At 64.0% G+C, this 16,388-nt stretch carries 18 protein-coding genes; 3 read left to right on the top strand and 15 right to left on the bottom strand.

Annotated elements, in window-relative coordinates; translation table 11 throughout:
• Positions 1-3: 3 nt before the first annotated feature.
• The 7 genes from scpB to VXL81_RS10185 form a co-directional block, all read right to left on the bottom strand.
• Positions 4-666, bottom strand: coding sequence for an SMC-Scp complex subunit ScpB (gene scpB / locus VXL81_RS10215; protein WP_340545185.1), 663 nt, complete (start codon positions 664-666; stop codon positions 4-6).
• Positions 666-1,457 (bottom strand): segregation and condensation protein A, encoded by a 792-nt coding sequence (locus VXL81_RS10210; RefSeq protein WP_340545184.1) that lies wholly within the window; start codon positions 1,455-1,457, stop codon positions 666-668. Before VXL81_RS10210 ends, scpB begins: the two co-directional genes overlap by 1 nt.
• A complete protein-coding gene (nagZ, locus tag VXL81_RS10205) occupies positions 1,450-2,454 on the bottom strand; it encodes a beta-N-acetylhexosaminidase (RefSeq protein ID WP_416554100.1) in 1,005 nt (334 codons plus the stop codon). The genes VXL81_RS10210 and nagZ overlap by 8 nt, the downstream gene beginning before the upstream one ends.
• Before the next feature lie 149 nt (positions 2,455-2,603).
• The gene (locus VXL81_RS10200) at positions 2,604-3,968 is read right to left on the bottom strand and encodes an SPOR domain-containing protein (protein ID WP_416542872.1); all 1,365 of its coding nucleotides are present in this window, start codon (positions 3,966-3,968) and stop codon (positions 2,604-2,606) included.
• A gap of 92 nt (positions 3,969-4,060) precedes the next feature.
• On the bottom strand, positions 4,061-5,806 hold the full coding sequence (gene argS, locus VXL81_RS10195) for an arginine--tRNA ligase (RefSeq protein ID WP_416535894.1): 1,746 nt from the start codon (positions 5,804-5,806) through the stop codon (positions 4,061-4,063).
• 188 nt (positions 5,807-5,994) lie between these two features.
• Positions 5,995-6,309 carry a YciI family protein gene (locus VXL81_RS10190; RefSeq protein ID WP_416535895.1) on the bottom strand — a complete coding sequence of 105 codons (315 nt, stop codon included), beginning with the start codon at positions 6,307-6,309 and terminating at the stop codon, positions 5,995-5,997.
• 121 nt (positions 6,310-6,430) lie between these two features.
• Positions 6,431-7,612 carry a deoxyguanosinetriphosphate triphosphohydrolase gene (locus VXL81_RS10185; protein ID WP_340545180.1) on the bottom strand — a complete coding sequence of 394 codons (1,182 nt, stop codon included), beginning with the start codon at positions 7,610-7,612 and terminating at the stop codon, positions 6,431-6,433.
• Positions 7,613-7,711: 99 nt separating this feature from the next.
• Between VXL81_RS10185 and VXL81_RS10180 the strand changes: the two genes are divergently transcribed.
• The gene (locus tag VXL81_RS10180) at positions 7,712-8,035 is read left to right on the top strand and encodes a HesB/IscA family protein (protein WP_014874225.1); all 324 of its coding nucleotides are present in this window, start codon (positions 7,712-7,714) and stop codon (positions 8,033-8,035) included.
• A 133-nt stretch (positions 8,036-8,168) separates the two neighbouring features.
• Here the strand turns inward: VXL81_RS10180 and VXL81_RS10175 are convergent, their stop codons facing one another.
• Together VXL81_RS10175 and VXL81_RS10170 are read right to left on the bottom strand one after the other, a co-directional pair.
• Positions 8,169-9,398: a DUF6902 family protein gene (locus VXL81_RS10175; RefSeq protein ID WP_416554098.1), complete on the bottom strand. Its 1,230-nt coding sequence runs from the start codon at positions 9,396-9,398 to the stop codon at positions 8,169-8,171.
• Positions 9,399-9,477: 79 nt separating this feature from the next.
• Positions 9,478-9,729, bottom strand: coding sequence for a hypothetical protein (locus tag VXL81_RS10170; RefSeq protein WP_416554096.1), 252 nt, complete (start codon positions 9,727-9,729; stop codon positions 9,478-9,480).
• Between the two features lie 387 nt (positions 9,730-10,116).
• Here VXL81_RS10170 and xth point away from each other — a divergent pair, with 387 nt between their 5' ends.
• Entirely contained in the window at positions 10,117-10,923 is an 807-nt protein-coding gene (xth, locus tag VXL81_RS10165) for an exodeoxyribonuclease III (RefSeq protein ID WP_416535899.1), read from the top strand.
• A 258-nt stretch (positions 10,924-11,181) separates the two neighbouring features.
• Here the strand turns inward: xth and VXL81_RS10160 are convergent, their stop codons facing one another.
• The 3 genes from VXL81_RS10160 to dksA form a co-directional block, all read right to left on the bottom strand.
• Complete coding sequence (locus VXL81_RS10160) at positions 11,182-11,388, bottom strand: cold-shock protein (RefSeq protein WP_014874221.1); 207 nt, start codon at positions 11,386-11,388, stop codon at positions 11,182-11,184.
• A 231-nt stretch (positions 11,389-11,619) separates the two neighbouring features.
• The gene (locus tag VXL81_RS10155; RefSeq protein WP_416554094.1) at positions 11,620-12,846 is read right to left on the bottom strand and encodes an FAD-dependent monooxygenase; all 1,227 of its coding nucleotides are present in this window, start codon (positions 12,844-12,846) and stop codon (positions 11,620-11,622) included.
• Positions 12,847-12,965: 119 nt separating this feature from the next.
• Positions 12,966-13,388, bottom strand: a complete 423-nt coding sequence (gene dksA / locus VXL81_RS10150; RefSeq protein ID WP_340545175.1) for an RNA polymerase-binding protein DksA — start codon at positions 13,386-13,388, stop codon at positions 12,966-12,968.
• Between the two features lie 193 nt (positions 13,389-13,581).
• Between dksA and VXL81_RS10145 the strand changes: the two genes are divergently transcribed.
• Entirely contained in the window at positions 13,582-14,421 is an 840-nt protein-coding gene (locus VXL81_RS10145) for an AAA family ATPase (protein WP_340545174.1), read from the top strand.
• A gap of 70 nt (positions 14,422-14,491) precedes the next feature.
• Here VXL81_RS10145 and VXL81_RS10140 read toward each other — a convergent pair whose 3' ends face one another.
• The 3 genes from VXL81_RS10140 to VXL81_RS10130 all read right to left on the bottom strand — a co-directional run bounded on the left by VXL81_RS10140 (position 14,492) and on the right by VXL81_RS10130 (position 16,171).
• Complete coding sequence (locus VXL81_RS10140; RefSeq protein WP_416554092.1) at positions 14,492-15,229, bottom strand: hypothetical protein; 738 nt, start codon at positions 15,227-15,229, stop codon at positions 14,492-14,494.
• 218 nt (positions 15,230-15,447) lie between these two features.
• The gene (locus VXL81_RS10135; RefSeq protein WP_416540372.1) at positions 15,448-15,792 is read right to left on the bottom strand and encodes a helix-turn-helix domain-containing protein; all 345 of its coding nucleotides are present in this window, start codon (positions 15,790-15,792) and stop codon (positions 15,448-15,450) included.
• Position 15,793: 1 nt separating this feature from the next.
• Entirely contained in the window at positions 15,794-16,171 is a 378-nt protein-coding gene (locus VXL81_RS10130; protein WP_340545171.1) for a hypothetical protein, read from the bottom strand.
• Positions 16,172-16,388: the final 217 nt, after the last annotated feature.

Genomic DNA, 16,388 nt, shown 5'->3' with positions numbered 1-16,388 from the left:
CCCTCAGTCGCCAAAGAGTTCCGGCTGTTCCTCGACCTCGTCGCTGTCGCCGCGCCCGCCCAGAGGCAGGCTGCCCGGTGGCGGGCGGTTTTCCAGCAGACCTGCGGCGCGCAGCTCCTTGAGGCCGGGGAGATCACGCGCGCTTTCCAACCCGAAGTGATCGAGGAACGTGGGCGTCACCACAAAGGTCACCGGGCGGCCCGGTGTCATCTTGCGGCGGCCAAGGCGGATCCAGTCCATTTCCAGCAGCTGGTCGATGGTGCCGCGCGACACCGACACGCCGCGCACCTCTTCGATTTCGGCGCGGGTGACCGGCTGGTGATAGGCAATGATCGCAAGGGTTTCGATGGCCGCGCGTGAGAGTTTGCGGGTTTCGACCGTTTCCTTCTGCATCAGAAAGCCAAGGTCAGAGGCGGTGCGCAGCGCCCATGCATCGCCGACGCGCACGATGTTGACGCCGCGCCCGTCGTAGCGTTTGCGCAGGTGCTCCAGCGCGGTGCCCGGTTCGCAGCCATGCGGCATCCGCGCCTCAAGATCGCGCACCGTCACCGGTTCGGCGCTGGCAAAGAGCACCGCTTCAACCATGCGCTCCTGTTCGGCCATTGGGGGCGCGTCGAAGAGGGTTTGGGTTTCCTCCGCAACAGTGTTCTGGCTGTGGTCGTCCATCAGGTATCCTTGTCACGAATGCGCAGCTGAATGGGCGCATAGGTCTCGCTCTGTCGCAGCTCCAACCGGCCTTCTTTCACCAGTTGCAGCGAGGCGGCAAAGGTGGAGGCGGTGGCGGAGCGGCGTTTCATCGGGTCGGAGTGCCAGCCATCGGGCAGATAGGTCAGCATATCGGTCCAGCTGCCGGTGTAGCCGATCAGGTGGCGCATCCGTTCCAGCGCCGCCTCCATGGTAAAGATCGCCTCGCGGTCCAGCACGAAGGGGCGGAAATCATCGCGGGTGCGGATCCGGGCATAGGCCTGCATCAGGTCCAGGAGATTGGCCGAATAGCTGACGGTGCGGATGCGGGTCACATCCTCACCCTGACCACGGGCAAAGAAGTTGCGGCCCAGCTGATCGCGCGCCATCAGGCGGGCGGCACTGTCGCGCATGGCCTGAAGCCGCTCCAGCTGGAAGGCCAGATGCGCCGCCAGTTCCTCACCGGAGGGGCCGTCCTCCGTCGGGTCGGGCGGCAGCAGCAGGCGGGATTTCAGATAGGCAAGCCAGGCCGCCATGACCAGATAATCGGCGGCCAGTTCGATGCGCAGCTCATGGGCCTTTTCCACGAAACTGAGGTATTGGCGCGCCAGTTCCAGCACCGAAATGCGGCGCAGGTCGACCTTTTGCGTGCGCGAGAGCGACAAGAGCACGTCCAGCGGCCCCTCGTAGCCGTCAACGTCCACGATCAATGCTTCGGCCGCGAGCCGCTCCTCGACGCTGGTCGCGTCGTCGTCAAACAAAGTGTCAGCCATATACCTGTCCGCCCATGAGGGCTGATAGTTCGGCCTCGGCCGCGGTTATGTCAAGCGGGGCCGGAGCGCGGCGGGCGGCCTCGGCCTGTTCGGCGCGGGCCTGTGCAGCCACGCCCATCTGGCCCGAAGCCTCCGCCACCGCGGCGCGCTCATCCAGCGGGGCGTTGCAGAACAGGACCACATCGCAGCCTGCCGCCAGCGTGTCGCGCGCGATATCCTGCGGTGTGCCGCTCAGCGCCTTCATCGAGATGTCATCGCTCATGATCAGCCCGTCAAAACCGATGTCGGTGCGGATCATCTGCATGACGCGGGGCGACAGGGTGGCGGGGCGGCTGTCCAGCGCCTCATAGACCAGATGGGCGGTCATCCCCATCGGCAGGTCATTCAGCGCGGCAAAGGCGGCAAAATCCGAGCCGGTCAGCTGATCCAGCGGCGCGCTGATGCGGGGCAGGTCCTTGTGGCTGTCCAGTGTCGCGCGGCCATGACCGGGGATATGTTTCACCACCGGCACGACGCCGCCATCCAGCAGGCCGTCGGCGGTGGCGCGGGCGCGGCGCACCACCGCCGCCAGATCGCTGCCGTAACAGCGGTTCTGGAGAAACGGGTGGGTATCGGGACCGGCCACATCGGCCAGCGGTGCGCAGTTGCTGTCGATGCCCAGCCCGCGCAGTTCCTCCGCGATCAGGCGGGCGCGCAGATACATGGCGCGATCCGCCCCTGCCCCGGCAGCCGCCGCGTGATCCAGCGCGGGCCGCCACTGGCGTGCCAGCGGCGGGCGCAGGCGCTGCACGCGGCCGCCCTCCTGATCTATGGTGATCAGACAGTTGCGGCCAACCGCCTCGCGCAGTTCATCACAGAGCGCGCGGGTCTGCTCGGCGCTGTCGATATTGCGGGCAAACAGGATGAAGCCAAAGGGATTGGCGCGGGCGAACAGCGCCTTTTCGGCGGCGCTGAGACGCAGACCTTCGGCATCTAGAATTGTGGCTCCGTAACGCATTGCGATCCTCTTGTGCTGGGGCGCTGATACACCAGTGTCGGGGGCGGCGCCATGGCCGGATGGGTCGAACTGGCAGCAGTTTGCCGGATGGAAAACGACAAACGCCCGGCTGGAGCCGGGCGCGGAGGTGTCGGGGGGAGGCCCATGTCCTAGCGGGTGGTCACGGGGATACAGTCGGCGTTGCCTGCCACCAGAGCGGAGCAGAAACGGCGCGCATCGGAGAGGTCGTCAAAGCCCATCGCGCGCAGGCGGTAGAAGGTGCGACCTCCGCTTTCCGCCTTTTGGATCACCCGTTTCTTGCCTTCCAGATAATCGGCGAAGCGTCCGTGGATGCGATCCCATTCGGCGCGCGCGACCTCGGCGCTTTCATAGGCGCCGAGCTGGGCCAGACGGGTGCCTGCGGGCAGGCTGTCGGGCGAGACATCCTGCGTGGTCTGCGCAACCGGGGCAGACGCTGTGGCGCGGCTTGGTGAAAAACGGGCGGGCCGCGCGGCGGGGCGCAGCGAGACGCGCACACCGGGGGCATTGCGCAGGGCTGCATTTGGCGCGGGCGCCACGGCCGCGACGCTCACTGCCTGTAGGGGTTGTGGCTGGACGATGGCCGGGGCTGTGGCGGAAGCCGACAGCTGTTCGGCGCCGCGCAGGGTCTCCTCCCCCAGAGGGGCGAAATCCTCGGTCAGCTCAGCCACCAGCGCGTCGATATCGCCGCCCTGATAGGCCGCGACCGCTTCGCTGGAGAGCCTGCCTGTATCGGCATTGGCCGCCGCAGCAGCATCAGCCGCGCCATCGCGGGTGTCGTTGATCCGCGCAGCACCGGTGGTGAGCGCCGCCTGCATGGGCTGGTCATCCTCGGTCAGCTGCACGTCCTGCGGCGCCAGTGTCAGCCGGTCGGCAGGAGTTTCGACATTGCCATTGGCGGCAACCGCATTGACGGCAAGCCCCTGATGATCGGCGGGCAGGCCGCCGGGGTTCTCGGGCTGCACCCGCAGCGGGCCTTCGACGGCGCGCACGACCGGCACGCCGCTGACATCGCGGGAAATCAGCTGGTAGCCCCAGAGACCGATGCCTGCGACCAATGCAAGCGAGGCCACGGCGCCAAGGACGCTGAACGCCTTGCTGAGGCCGGCGCGACCGGCCCCTGCCGGTTCCGGGCTAAACCCGTAGTCATCGTAGCGATGCCCCTGACCGGTGCCCGGCCCGCTATAGGCGTCCTGCGCGGAGGCACCATAGCTGGGCGCGGGCTGCTGATAGGGGCTGTAGGACTGCGCGCCCTGTCCGGGGGATGTATGGGGCTGCGCAAAATAGCCGCCCGCTGCCGGCTGCTGGGCCTGTGGCGCGGCGGCCGATGTCTGCGGATCGAATCCGAAGGGGTGTTTGGGCTGCGGATAGGGCAGATGCGCATCGGCAAAGGAAGGCTCCTGCCGGGTGCCCTGTGTTTCAGTGGCGGAGGCCGAAGAACGGTCCCCACCATTGGAATACGACTGGCCGTGACCTGCCTGCGTAAAATACGCCATTTCCGCCTCACTGCCCGCAGACGGCACGCAGTGCGCCGATCCGGGTTTCTACTTGATGATCTGCCTCGATCCGGCGGCCTGGGCGATTTTAGCTATCGCATCTCCTGCGCCGGTGTGACCCCAAGAATACCAAGACCGGCAGAAATGACAATGGAAACGGTCTTGGCCAGTGCCATTTTTGCATGTGTTGCAGATGGGTTGCTCTCGTTAACAAAACGTAAACCTTCGTTGGTTTTGCCAAGGTGATACAGCCCGTGCAGTTCCGAGGCGAGATCATAGAGATAGAAGGCAACCCGGTGCGGCTCGTGGGTGCGGGCGGCGATTTCCACCTGACGTGGCCATTCGGCCAGCTTCTTGGCCACCGCCAGCTGGGCGGAATCGTCCAGAAGCGACAGGTCGGCCGCGGCCAGCGTGGCCTCGTCGGTCGCAATCCCGGCCTCTGCCGCCTTGCGCAGGGTCGAGCAGATCCGCGCATTGGCGTATTGCACATAGAACACCGGGTTGTCCTTGGACTGCTCCAGCGCCTTGTCGAGGTCGAAATCGAAACCCTGATCGTTCTTGCGCGTCAGCAGCATGAAACGGGTGACATCGGCGCCGACGGCATCGACCACATCGCGCAGGGTAACAAAGGTCCCTGCCCGTTTGGACATCTTGAATTCCTGACCGTCCTTGAACAGCTTCACCAGCTGGCACAGCTTGATATCCAGCGGCACCCGGCCATCGGACAGCGCCGAAACCGCCGCCTTCATCCGTTTGACATAGCCGCCGTGGTCGGCGCCGAAAATGTCGATCAGCTCGTCAAAGCCGCGCTCAACCTTATCGTAGTGATAGGCGATGTCGGGCGCGAAATAGGTCCAGGAACCATCGGATTTCTTCACTGCCCGGTCAACGTCGTCGCCGTGATCAGTGGATTTGAACAAGGTCTGTTCGCGCGGCTCCCAATCGTCGGGTTTCTTGCCCTTCGGCGGTTCCAGCACGCCCTGATAGATCAGCCCCTTGGCATCCAGCTCTTTCAGCGCCGCCTCGATCTTGCCGGTGCCGTAGAGGGATTTTTCCGAGTAGAACACATCCATCTCGATGCCAAGCTGGGCCAGATCCTCGCGGATCAGCTGCATCATCGCATCGGTTGCGAATTCGCGCACCTCGGCCAGCCAGACATCTTCGCCCTGATCGACATAGGCATCGCCCACCTTGTCCTTCAGCGCCTGCCCGACGGGAACCAGATAGTCGCCCGGATAGGTGCCATCGGCAAAGGCCACGTCCTGCCCGTGTGCCTCGAGGTAGCGCAGGTAGACAGAGCGCGCCAGCACATCGACCTGACCGCCGCCGTCATTGATGTAATATTCGCGGGTGACGTCATAGCCGGCATAGGCCAGGAGCGCCGCCAGCGCATCGCCGAAGACCGCGCCGCGGGTGTGACCCACATGCAGCGGGCCGGTCGGGTTGGCGGAGACATATTCCACGTTCACCCGCTTGCCCGCGCCGACGTCCGAGCGGCCGAAATCCGTGCCTGCGTCCAGGACCGATTTCAGCACGCCCTGCCAGATGCCCGGAGCCAGCCGCAGGTTCAGGAAGCCAGGGCCTGCGACCTCAGCACTGGCGATCCGATCGTCCGCGGCCAGCTTCGCCGCCAGCGCCTCGGCGATGTCGCGCGGCTTCATCCTGGCGGGCTTGGCCAGCACCATCGCCGCATTGGTCGCCATGTCGCCATGGGCGGCATCGCGCGGCGGCTCCACCGCCACATTGGCAAAATCGAGCCCTTCGGGCAGCGCGCCCTCGCCGGTCATGGCGGTCAGGCTGTCGATCACGAGCGAGCGGATATCGGTAAAGAGGTTCATATCTGGCGTCCCAACTGTTCAGCACAGCGGATACCGGGGGCGGCAGGAAGGGTCAACAGGATTGCAGAACCCATCACCATCAGCGGCCGGGGCGCCCCGGAGAATTCCCGCTTTCCGGTCAATTTTCCGGGTGAAGAAAATTGCGCGCGGGGCGAGGTTACGCGATATGCGCACCAAGGCGCGGCAGGTCAGGCCACCGGTACATCACGGGCCGGCAGACGGCCCCATCTGGTGATCTGATACCGGCGCAGCGAGGCGACATAATAGGGGTCGCGCAGAATCAGACGCTCAACCTCATCGCGGCTGGCCGCCTCGACATTCCAGATCGCCCCCGGAAAATCCTGCTCGGGCCGCATCGCCAATGCGCCGCCGATCTGCAATTCGGGATGGGCGCGTACAAAGGCGATATGAGCATCCCGGCGCGGGCGATCCGCGCGGATCCGCGCCATCTCTGGCGCATCCTGAAAGGTCACGGTCCAATGCGTCATGCCATTGTTTGCCATGGCGGCCTCTTGCATCTGCGATTGCGGTTCTGGGCGTCTTCCCCATGAAACCGCATCTGACCTGCCTCAGGATAGTGCCAGTTGGCATCAGCGTTACCGCCAGTCGCAGCGCAGCCCGCGCCTATTGCCCGGCTTGCAGATCTGCCGCAGCGGCAGCGGCCTCAGCCGGGAACAGGCGGCGGTGCTCCTGCAATGCAAAGCGGTCGGTCATGCCTGCGATGTAATCCGACACGATCCGGGCCAGAGCGGTTTCATCAGCGGCGGCGGCGATATCGCCCTGCCAGCGCGCGGGCATCTCTGCCGGATGGTTGAGGAAATGCGGAAACAGCGCCTCCACCACCTTGGAGACCTCAGCGCGTTTGCGCATCACGCTGGGCGCGCGGTACATGCGGGTGAAGAGAAAGGCGCGGATTTCCTTCAGGTCGGCCCAGAGCGCATCGGAGAACACCACCACGGGCGCGCCCAGGGCACGCACATCCTCGACGCTTTGCGCGCCGCTGGCAGCAAGACGGGCGCGGGCGCCGTCGATCACATCGCTGACCATCACGCCAAAGACCCGCCGCAGCGCCTCATGCCGGCGGCGGCGCGCGTCAAGGCCGGGATAACGGCGATCCACCGCCTGATAGGCCGGTCCGATCACCGGCAGCTCGGCAATATCGGCATCGGTGAACAGCCCGGCGCGCAGACCGTCGTGCAGGTCGTGGTTGTTATAGGCGATGTCATCGGCCAAGGCCGCAACCTGCGCCTCAGCGCTGGCATGGGTGTGCAGCTCCAGATCCAGCGCCGCATTGCATTCGGCCAGCGCCCAGGGCAGATCGCCCACAACCGGACCATTATGTTTGGCAATCGCCTCAAGGGTTTCCCAGGTGAGGTTCAGCCCGTCGAATTCGGCGTAATGCCGTTCCAGCGAGGTGACGATGCGGATGGCCTGCGCATTGTGATCAAAGCCACCATAGGGGGCCATCAGCGCGTGCAGAGCATCCTCGCCGGTGTGGCCGAAGGGCGTGTGCCCCAGATCATGCGCCAGCGCCACCGCCTCGGTCAACTCCTGATTGAGCCGAAGTGCGCCCGCAATGGTCCGCGCCACCTGACCCACCTCGATCGAATGGGTGAGCCGGGTGCGATAATTGTCGCCTTCATGTTCAACAAAGACCTGGGTTTTGTGTTTCAGCCTGCGAAAGGCGCTGGCGTGGATGATCCGGTCACGGTCGCGCTGATAGGGGGAGCGGAAACTGCTTTCTTCTTCGGGGACTTGGCGGCCACGGCTACGGTCGGGCATGGTCGCATAAGGCGCGTAGGTCACTAATCTTTTCCCCGGTCAATCTTGTCCCTGTGGCGTCACCTTTCTATATTATGAACTCAGCTGCAACACGGCAGTGATCACCGTATTGGGAGACCAGAGATGCAATTGCCTCCAAAAGTGACCGAGCGCGCGTTTGCCCGGCTGGCCGAAATCGGCGCGGCCGATCAGGGTCAGGCGCTGCGCGTGGCTGTCGAAGGCGGCGGCTGTTCCGGGTTTCAGTACGAAATTGCACTGGATGCCCCGCAGGCCGATGATCTGATCCTTGAGGGTCAGGGGCAGAAGGTGGTGGTGGATGAGGTCTCGCTGCCGTTTCTGGAAAACGCGGTGATCGACTTTACCGAAGAGCTGATTGGCGCGCGGTTCGTGATCAACAACCCCAATGCCACCTCAAGCTGCGGCTGCGGCACCTCGTTTTCGATGTAGAAACGCCCGCAGGGGCTGCATGACCATCGGTTTGCGCTAAGTGATGCTGGCCGCGCGGTGCCCTGCGGACCAGATCCGTCATCTGCTTCCATATGGCCGGAGCGTCGCCGCTAAACGGGCTGGCGCGTTCTGATCACGGCGACAGGCTGAGTCCCCCTGCCCCGATCCGTCGATATCGGGCGTGACAGTCCCCCGCCCTGCTGAAGATCTGCCAGAACGCCTCGAATGCGGGGGTGCTGTTTTGCAGGTTCCGCAACTGTTTGCGGGCCTCGGGACCAGAGTGCGCCGCCATATGGCTGAGGGCATCCTGCCAGAGTGCGGGTGCTGTCCGGCCGGGTCCAGCGCCTGCCTCCATCAGCCAGACCGACAGCGGCGCCAGCAGGCTGCGGGTGGCCGGGGCGGCGATATGCAGGGCCTGCCCGGCGCCTGCGGGGAGCCGACAGGCGGGCTCGGTTTTCCGGCCCACCGCAGTTACCTGCTGCCACCACAGCGTAACGAAACAGGCGTGATAGCCATCCATGCGCCCGTCAAACCCGTCTGGTGTCAGGGTAAACTGCGCGGTCGCGTGGCTGAGCAGCTGCTCCCAATAGGGCGCAGGCGTCGCGCCGGCATAGCGCAGGGCAATGCAGATCTCGGCCAACAGGTCCAGATCCTGATCAAGGCAGGCCAACAGCCCGGCGTAGGTCAGGCTTTGCAGGGCGCGGGCGTCCAGCCCCGGATCCCGGCGCCCGTAATCGGAGAGGTAGAACACGATATGGGTCAGCTCGTAGGCAGCCTTGCGATTGGGGATCGCAAAGGTCGCGCTGCGGCGGGTGAAGCGGCGCAGCCGGTCCGCAAGCCCAGGATCAACCGGCAGCGCAATGCCACGGCGGGCCAGTAACTGCTGTGCCTCAGCGCGTTGCAGATCCGACAGTTCCGCCTCCACGAGACCCTGAGCCGCGGCCCAATGTGCCAGCTCCGCTGCGGCGGCGGGCGTGCCGGTCAGATCTTCGTAGTCGAGGCAGATCGACAGGATAAAGCGATAATATTGCGGGAAAAACCGCAGTTGGCGCGTGGCGCCGTCACAGAAGGGGCGCAGGGGGGACAGCGCCGCCTCGCCGCCGATCCCCCCTGCGCCTGCCGGTCCTCCGGCCCGCTGCTGCATCACCCGCAGCAGGCTCAGCAGTTCTGCGTTCTCCTTCAGCCAGTAGACCTCCTGCGGCCGGCGCCGGTGGCAGGCAAAGCTCTCGACCCATGTTGCAGCCGATGTACCCGGCGCCGTGCCCCGCCGCCCCGGTCCAGAGGGAGGCGGATGGTCGGGCGGGCCATCTGCGGACGCGCGGATTTCGGCGTCCGGGATCTTGAAAGGCAGGATGATGGTCATGGTTGAAGCACCAAGATGGAACGCGCCCTGTGCCCGTCAACCGTCAGACAGGCTGCCGGGGGGGCTGGCTCATCGCGGCTTAGCTGCCCGAGGAGAACAGGCCGGTGGCCGCGCCGGTGGTGGTGGCGCCATCGGCCTGCGGGGCGGAACCGGAGGAGAACAGCGCGGTGCCTGCGCCCGCACCCAGATTGCCGTCGCCCTCGCGGCAGATCGAACCGGAGGAGAACATCTCGACCCCGTCCCCGGCATGAAGATCGCCGGTATGAAGCTCCGCCGCCGCAGGTGTCGACGGCTGTGCAAAGAGGTCGTGGCGCAAGGTTGATGTGGTCATGGATCGTCTCCCGTTCTAGGTGAAAAACACCCGTCGACGATTGGCACGGGATGCCTGTTTCGCAACTGATAAACACGCCTATCGGTTGTTTTTCTGATAGGTCCACGGTTTAGGAAGGAGCGTCAATCCGTTGATCCTGAACCGAATGGCAGGTTCTGCACAGGTTAGCCACAGAGCTATCCACAACCGCAGACGCACAAAGCATAAGCAGACCGTCAGGCGATGATTTTGCAGGGCTGCAAATCACCCGGCAGCCGGGAGGGCGATACCGAGCGGATCGCGTGCTGCTGATTCGCTGCTGTTGCCGGGGCACGCCCTTGCCCCCTCGCCCGGATTGCGCGATAGATCAGGCGCCCCGCTGCGGGCCATTGAGGCAGGAGACCGTATATGAAAATCGCCACCTTCAACATCAACGGCATCAAGGCCCGCATCCATGCGCTGCCGGAATGGCTGGATGAGGCGCAACCCGATGTGGTGGTGCTGCAGGAGATCAAATCGGTCGATGAGGCCTTTCCGCGTGAGCTGTTCGAGGACCGGGGCTACAATGTTGAAACCCATGGCCAGAAGAGTTTCAACGGGGTGGCGATCCTGTCGAAGCTGCCGCTGGAGGATGTGCGGCGCGGCCTGCCGGGAGATGACAGCGACGAACAGGCGCGCTGGATCGAGGCAACCGTGGTGGGCAAACAGGCGATCCGCATCTGCGGGCTTTATCTGCCCAATGGCAACCCGGTTGAGCTGGACGCAGATGGACAGCCGGTCGACGGCGGCAAATACGCCTATAAACTGGCCTGGATGGAGCGGCTGCGGCAGCGGGCCAAGGATCTGCTGGCCGAGGAAATGCCCGCGCTGATGGCCGGGGATTACAATATCATTCCGCAGGCCGAAGACGCCAAGACGCCCGAAGCCTGGAAAGACGACGCGCTGCACCGCCCCGAAAGCCGGGCGGCATTCCAGCGGATTGTCGCACTCGGCTTTACCGAAGCGTTCCGCGCCCGCCATCAGGGGCCGGGGCATTATTCGTTCTGGGATTATCAGGCCGGGGCCTGGAACCGCGATAACGGCATCCGCATCGACCATTTCCTGCTGAGCCCGCAGGCCGCCGATCTGCTGCGCGACTGCCAGATCGACAAGGAGGTGCGCGGCCGCGACAAACCGTCAGACCATGTGCCGGTCTGGGTCGATCTGGACCTATAGGCGGATAAGGCAGCAGCCTGAGTGCCGGGTCGCGGGCGATCCGGCGGATTGACCGGGGTCAGCCCTAACGGCGCGCGGGCCGCTGATATCGGCCGCCCCCTGAGGTCCGCAAAGATTTCACCTCGGCACGGACAACTCCGCACAAACAAGTCCGCAAGAACAAGTCCGCAAGAACAAGTCCGCAAGAACAACAAAGGGCGCATCGTTTCCGATGCGCCCGAATATCATCTCAGCAGATACCCCCGCGGGGGCAAAAGCTTAGGCGAGAGCCAGATTGGCTGCGCTTTCGCGGCCATCACGACCGGCTTCGATATCGAATGTGACTTTCTGGTCGTCATTCAGTGTGGTCAGGCCTGCGCGCTCAAGCGCCGAGATATGCACAAACACATCTCTGCTACCGCCCTCGGGGGCGATAAAACCAAAACCTTTAGTAGAGTTGAACCATTTTACGGTGCCATTAGCCATCGTAAGTCTCCTTAAAAATGCCACCCGCGGAATGCGGCAGCTCGGCCAGTCAGTGCAAGATCGCATCGCTGAGCCGTAAGGAGCAGAAAAGTCGATAGAGATAACCTAACCCGACCTCCCTACCTGCCTTTGTGCAACTAAGCAAGCAGCAACTGCGGATTGTTGCGACGAGGGTGTGCGAATGCGCCAGCTCCAGCGCCGCGCCCCAGGTTCTGACGCCCTGCCCGCCGGTCAGGCCAGCGTGGTGACGGGGCCGCCGGTGCCGGGGTCGTTTTCGGTCGGGGCCGCGCTGTCGCCGGTGACGTCATGGCCGTAGATCCAGTCGAATTGCTGCACCATGCGCTGGGGCGCGAGGCGACCGCCGAGGCGCAGGATCTGATGCGCAGGCCAGGCCAGCGGCTGGCGCAGGTGGTATTTCCAGGCATTGCCGGTGGCGGCATCGACAACCCGGGCGGTGCGGTCGTGGCGGCGCGCCTGATAGGCGGCCAGACCGGCCTCGGTGGTCTTGGCGGTGCGCAGGGCATCAACCAGCACCCAGGCATCCTCAAGCGCGAGGTTCGCACCCTGAGCCATGAACGGCAGGGTGGGATGCGCGGCATCGCCCATGATCGCCAGCGCGCCCTTGTGCCAGACTTCGGCCACCGGATGGCGGAACAGCCCCCAGAGCGCCACCTGATCGACCTGCCCCAACAATTCTGCGGCAGCGCCACCAAAGCCCTGGAAGGCGGCGCGCAGGTTTTCGGGGTCATCCTGCTGATGCCAGCCCTCATCCGCCCAGGTCTTGCGTTCCTGCACCGCGACGATGTTCATCAGGCTGCTGTCGCGCAGCGGATAGGTGACCAGATGGCGACCCGGCCCCATGAAGACCTGCGCCTCGGCCGGGTGATTGTGAAGATTGGCAACCGTAGCGCGCCAGGCCACCTGCCCGGTAAAGCGCGGTTTGGCCACGCCGTTCAGCGCGGCGCGCGCCTTGGAGTGCAACCCGTCTGCGCCGATCACCAGATCGCCGCCGCATTGCGCGCCATTGGCCAGATGCACCACCGGCCGGGCGCCGCAGCTGATGCGGTCGACCTTCTGCAACAGGCGCACCTTGACGCCGCTGCGACGTGCGGCATCAGCCAGCAGGTTGATCAGATCGGCGCGGTGGACAAAGTAGAAATTCCGCCCCGGCGCATATTGGTCGAGATCGAGACGCAGCACCTCCCGGCCCCGCCGGTGGCTGCGCAGAACCACCGCACGGGCGCGCGGCGCAGTCCAGGCGAGATCATCGGCCAGCCCCAGCGCGCGCAGAACCGCGACACCATTGGGGCTGATCTGAATACCCGCGCCGACCTCGGTGATCGCCTCGGCCTGTTCGAGGACCGTGACCTCGGCGCCCTGCTGGCTGAACGCCAGTGCCGCCGCCAGCCCACCGATGCCCGCGCCGATGATGGTGATTTTCCGGTCTGTCAGTCTCATGCTGTCCCGCTGTCTGCACGCCGACCGGTCTGTTCTGGCCAGGCGATACCCCCAGATAACCGAAAAACGCCGGAGCGACAGGCCCCGGCGTTGTGATTTTTTTCACAAATGCAAGAAAATCAGTCGTCGCGGTGGACTTTTTCGCGCCGCTCGTGGCGTTCCTGTGCCTCAAGGCTCATCGTGGCGATGGGCCGGGCGTCCAGACGCTTGAGCGAAATCGGTTCACCGGTGACTTCGCAATAGCCGTATTCGCCTTCGTCGATGCGGCGGATCGCGGCGTCGATCTTGGCGACCAGTTTGCGCTGACGGTCCCGGGTGCGCAGTTCCAGCGCGCGGTCCGTTTCCTCGCTGGCGCGGTCGGCAACATCGGGAATATTGCGGGTATTGTCCTGCAACCCCTCGATGGTGTCACGGCTTTCGGCCAGGAGTTCCTGTTTCCAGTCATAGAGCTTACGACGGAAATACTCCTGCTGCCGGTCATTCATGAAGGGTTCATCTTCAGCCGGACGATAATCATCCGGCAGGAACACGTCTTGCTTCATTTCGCTACCTTTGGTTTGCCCCATACTGCCGGTCTTCCTCGGTATTGTTTACAAACTCAGCGGCTCCCCCCGCATGCCGCAGCGTTTATCCCCTGCGCAGGCGATTGTCACTACACAATAGTACGCACAAAGGGTTAAAACCTGCATAAGAGCGCCCCCAGGGGTTGCAGCGAGGCAACGAGGCAGGAAAGACATGCAGTTTCAGGGCACTAAGGATTATGTCGCGACCGAAGATCTGAAAATCGCGGTCAATGCCGCGGTCACTCTGGAGCGGCCGCTGCTGGTGAAGGGCGAGCCGGGCACCGGCAAGACCGAGCTGGCGCGGCAGGTGGCGGATGCGCTGGGACTGCGGATGATCGAATGGAACGTGAAATCCACCACCCGCGCGCAGCAGGGGCTGTATGAATACGATGCGGTCAGCCGGCTGCGCGACAGTCAGCTGGGCGACGAGCGGGTGCATGACGTCAGGAACTACATCAAGAAAGGCAAGCTCTGGGAGGCCTTTGAGGCCGACGAGAAGGTCGTTCTGCTGATTGACGAAATCGACAAGGCCGACATCGAGTTCCCGAACGACCTGTTGCAGGAGCTCGACAAGATGGAGTTCCATGTCTACGAAACCGGCGAGACGATCCGGGCCAGGCAGCGCCCGATCATGATCATCACCTCCAACAATGAAAAGGAACTGCCGGACGCGTTTCTGCGTCGGTGCTTCTTTCACTACATCCAGTTTCCCGATGCCGAAACCATGCGCAAGATCGTCGAGGTGCATCATCCCGGTATCAAGGACAGCCTGCTGACCACCGCGCTGACGCAGTTCTACGAGATCCGCGATACGGCCGGGTTGAAGAAGAAACCTTCGACCTCAGAGGTGCTGGACTGGCTGAAGCTGCTCCTGGCCGAGGATCTGAGCGCGGAAGATCTGAAGCGCGATGGCGCGGATGCGCTGCCGAAACTGCATGGCGCGCTGCTGAAGAACGAACAGGATGTGCATCTGTTCGAGCGACTCGCCTTTATGGCGCGGGGACGTCGCTGAAGGCCAGCCGCGCAGGATCAGACCAGAGGCCCGCCCCTTGTTGCGGGCCTTTTTTGTCCTTGCCTCCGTATCAGACGGGCTGTTCCTCTTCTGGTCGTAGATAGGCCTGCGCTGTCTGCTTCAACAGAAGCCGCAGCTTGCGTGAGCGCCCTTCGATGGCAAGGTGCACGACCTGCTCCAGACAGTTCAGCTGTTTGAGCCGTTGCGGGACATTATGATGGGTGCCGGGCATCACATAGTGGCGAAGGGTGTCGCGCCGGGGAAAGCGGTCCCGTTGCGGTGCCTCGCGGCCATGTCTCCCGTGGATGACGGTATAATCCGTGCCGTCGCGAAAATGATCGGCAGCAGATTTCACCTCGTAATGCGAGATCCGGTTGCGATAGGCCGCCCAGCGTGTTTCGTCAGGCACGATATCGGGGTGGATCGAAATCTGCGGCGCAAAGGCGAGAACGGCGTCTATGCGGGTAACGGAGGATGCGACGATGGCGCTGAAGCCGCCCATGGAATGGCCCATCGCAATCACACGGGTGGCGCCGCATATCGCGCGGTAACTCTCAATTTCGGCACCGATGCGGCTCAGAAGACCCGGCGTGTTCAGCCAGCTTCGCTGCGGATCCGCGATGAACAGGGTGTTGTGGCGGCCATTTCCCGTCGCGCTTCGCGCGAATTCATAAGGCGGGCAGGTTTCGGCATCCTTGCCAATCCCTGAAAAACACACGACGAGCCTGTCGCCGGGTCCGCGATGCGCCCATGTGACCAGATCATCGCAGGACAGCCGGGGTGTGATCGTAAGCTGTGATGTAGGCACGTCCGCTCCCTGATTGTTGAGCGTTGTTTACGGTGCTCACGCATGGTGCGCGGCGACGCGACGGGGTTGGTAAGGGGGCGGCACATACACCGGCCTGCTGACGGCTGAGTGCGCCAGTGGGCTGGACCGGCGCCTATGCCGCGTCTTCCGTCTGCGGTGTGGGGCACCGCGGGGTGGCCCCGTCCGCCTGCCCTGCCCGCATGGAAGCGGTCACAAGGTCAATACGCCTCGCGCAGGAAGCGTTCGACGCGCTCGGGGTCATCCTCGATCATGCGCAAGAGGATGCGGGCGGGACGTTCCGGCAGGCGGCGGCCCTGTTCCCAGTTGCGCACCGAGCCGAGGCGAAAGCCGAAGTGGCTGCAAAAGCGTTCCTGCGACATGCCGAGGGTCTTGCGCAGGCGCACGACATCCACCATCGGCACCTCGCGGGTTGCGATGGTCTCCAAGGGCGTCTTGCCGGAGATGTCCTCCTGCATCTGTTTGAGCGCCATGGCGTCGCGGTCCGCTTCGCTTTGCTGGCGGATACGGCTGCCGGTTCGACGCCGTGCGTGATGCTCTGCCATGTCAGTTGCCCTCCTTCAATAGTGCCTTGATCCGGGATTTGACCACATCCAGGGCCAGATCCCGCACTGCCCGTGCCCCCTGCGCCATCAAGCCGGACAGCCGCGGATCGGGCTGTCGGCGGTGGATCCGCAGCACATAGACCATCATCAGATCAGGGCTGGCCTGATGGATGCGGTAGCGCAGCGCCAGATCCCCGGCGACATGGGTGTAATCTTCATCCGTCTTGCGCCCGATGGTGGGGTCGCGCACCAGGGTTGCGATCAGCCGGGCCAGCTCATCCTCGTCCAGATAGGCGTGGATGGCGTCCTCGACCGCGACCGGGGTGATGCGATAATCCACCCGCAGGCATTTCTGTGTCTCTTTGCGTATATACGCCATTGGCGTAGCCTTTTCAACCTGTCTCTGCGTTCCGTCACCGCTGACAGGGTTGATCGGACCCGCCGTGATGCACAACCTCTGTCTGCATCAACAGAGACGCACCGCCCGCGGCGCGGGCGAAATTTTGCCGTCAATGTGATGCCGGGTGGCTCTTCTCATTGTCACACCGCTGCGATAAGGCCAGCCATAACATTGATTTTTAACCCTGTCTTGGCAC

This window comes from Phaeobacter sp. JH204B (assembly GCF_048055755.1).
In the GTDB taxonomy this organism is placed as follows: Bacteria; Pseudomonadota; Alphaproteobacteria; order Rhodobacterales; family Rhodobacteraceae; genus Phaeobacter; species Phaeobacter bryozoorum.
This window is presented reverse-complemented; position numbering and strand designations above follow the sequence as displayed.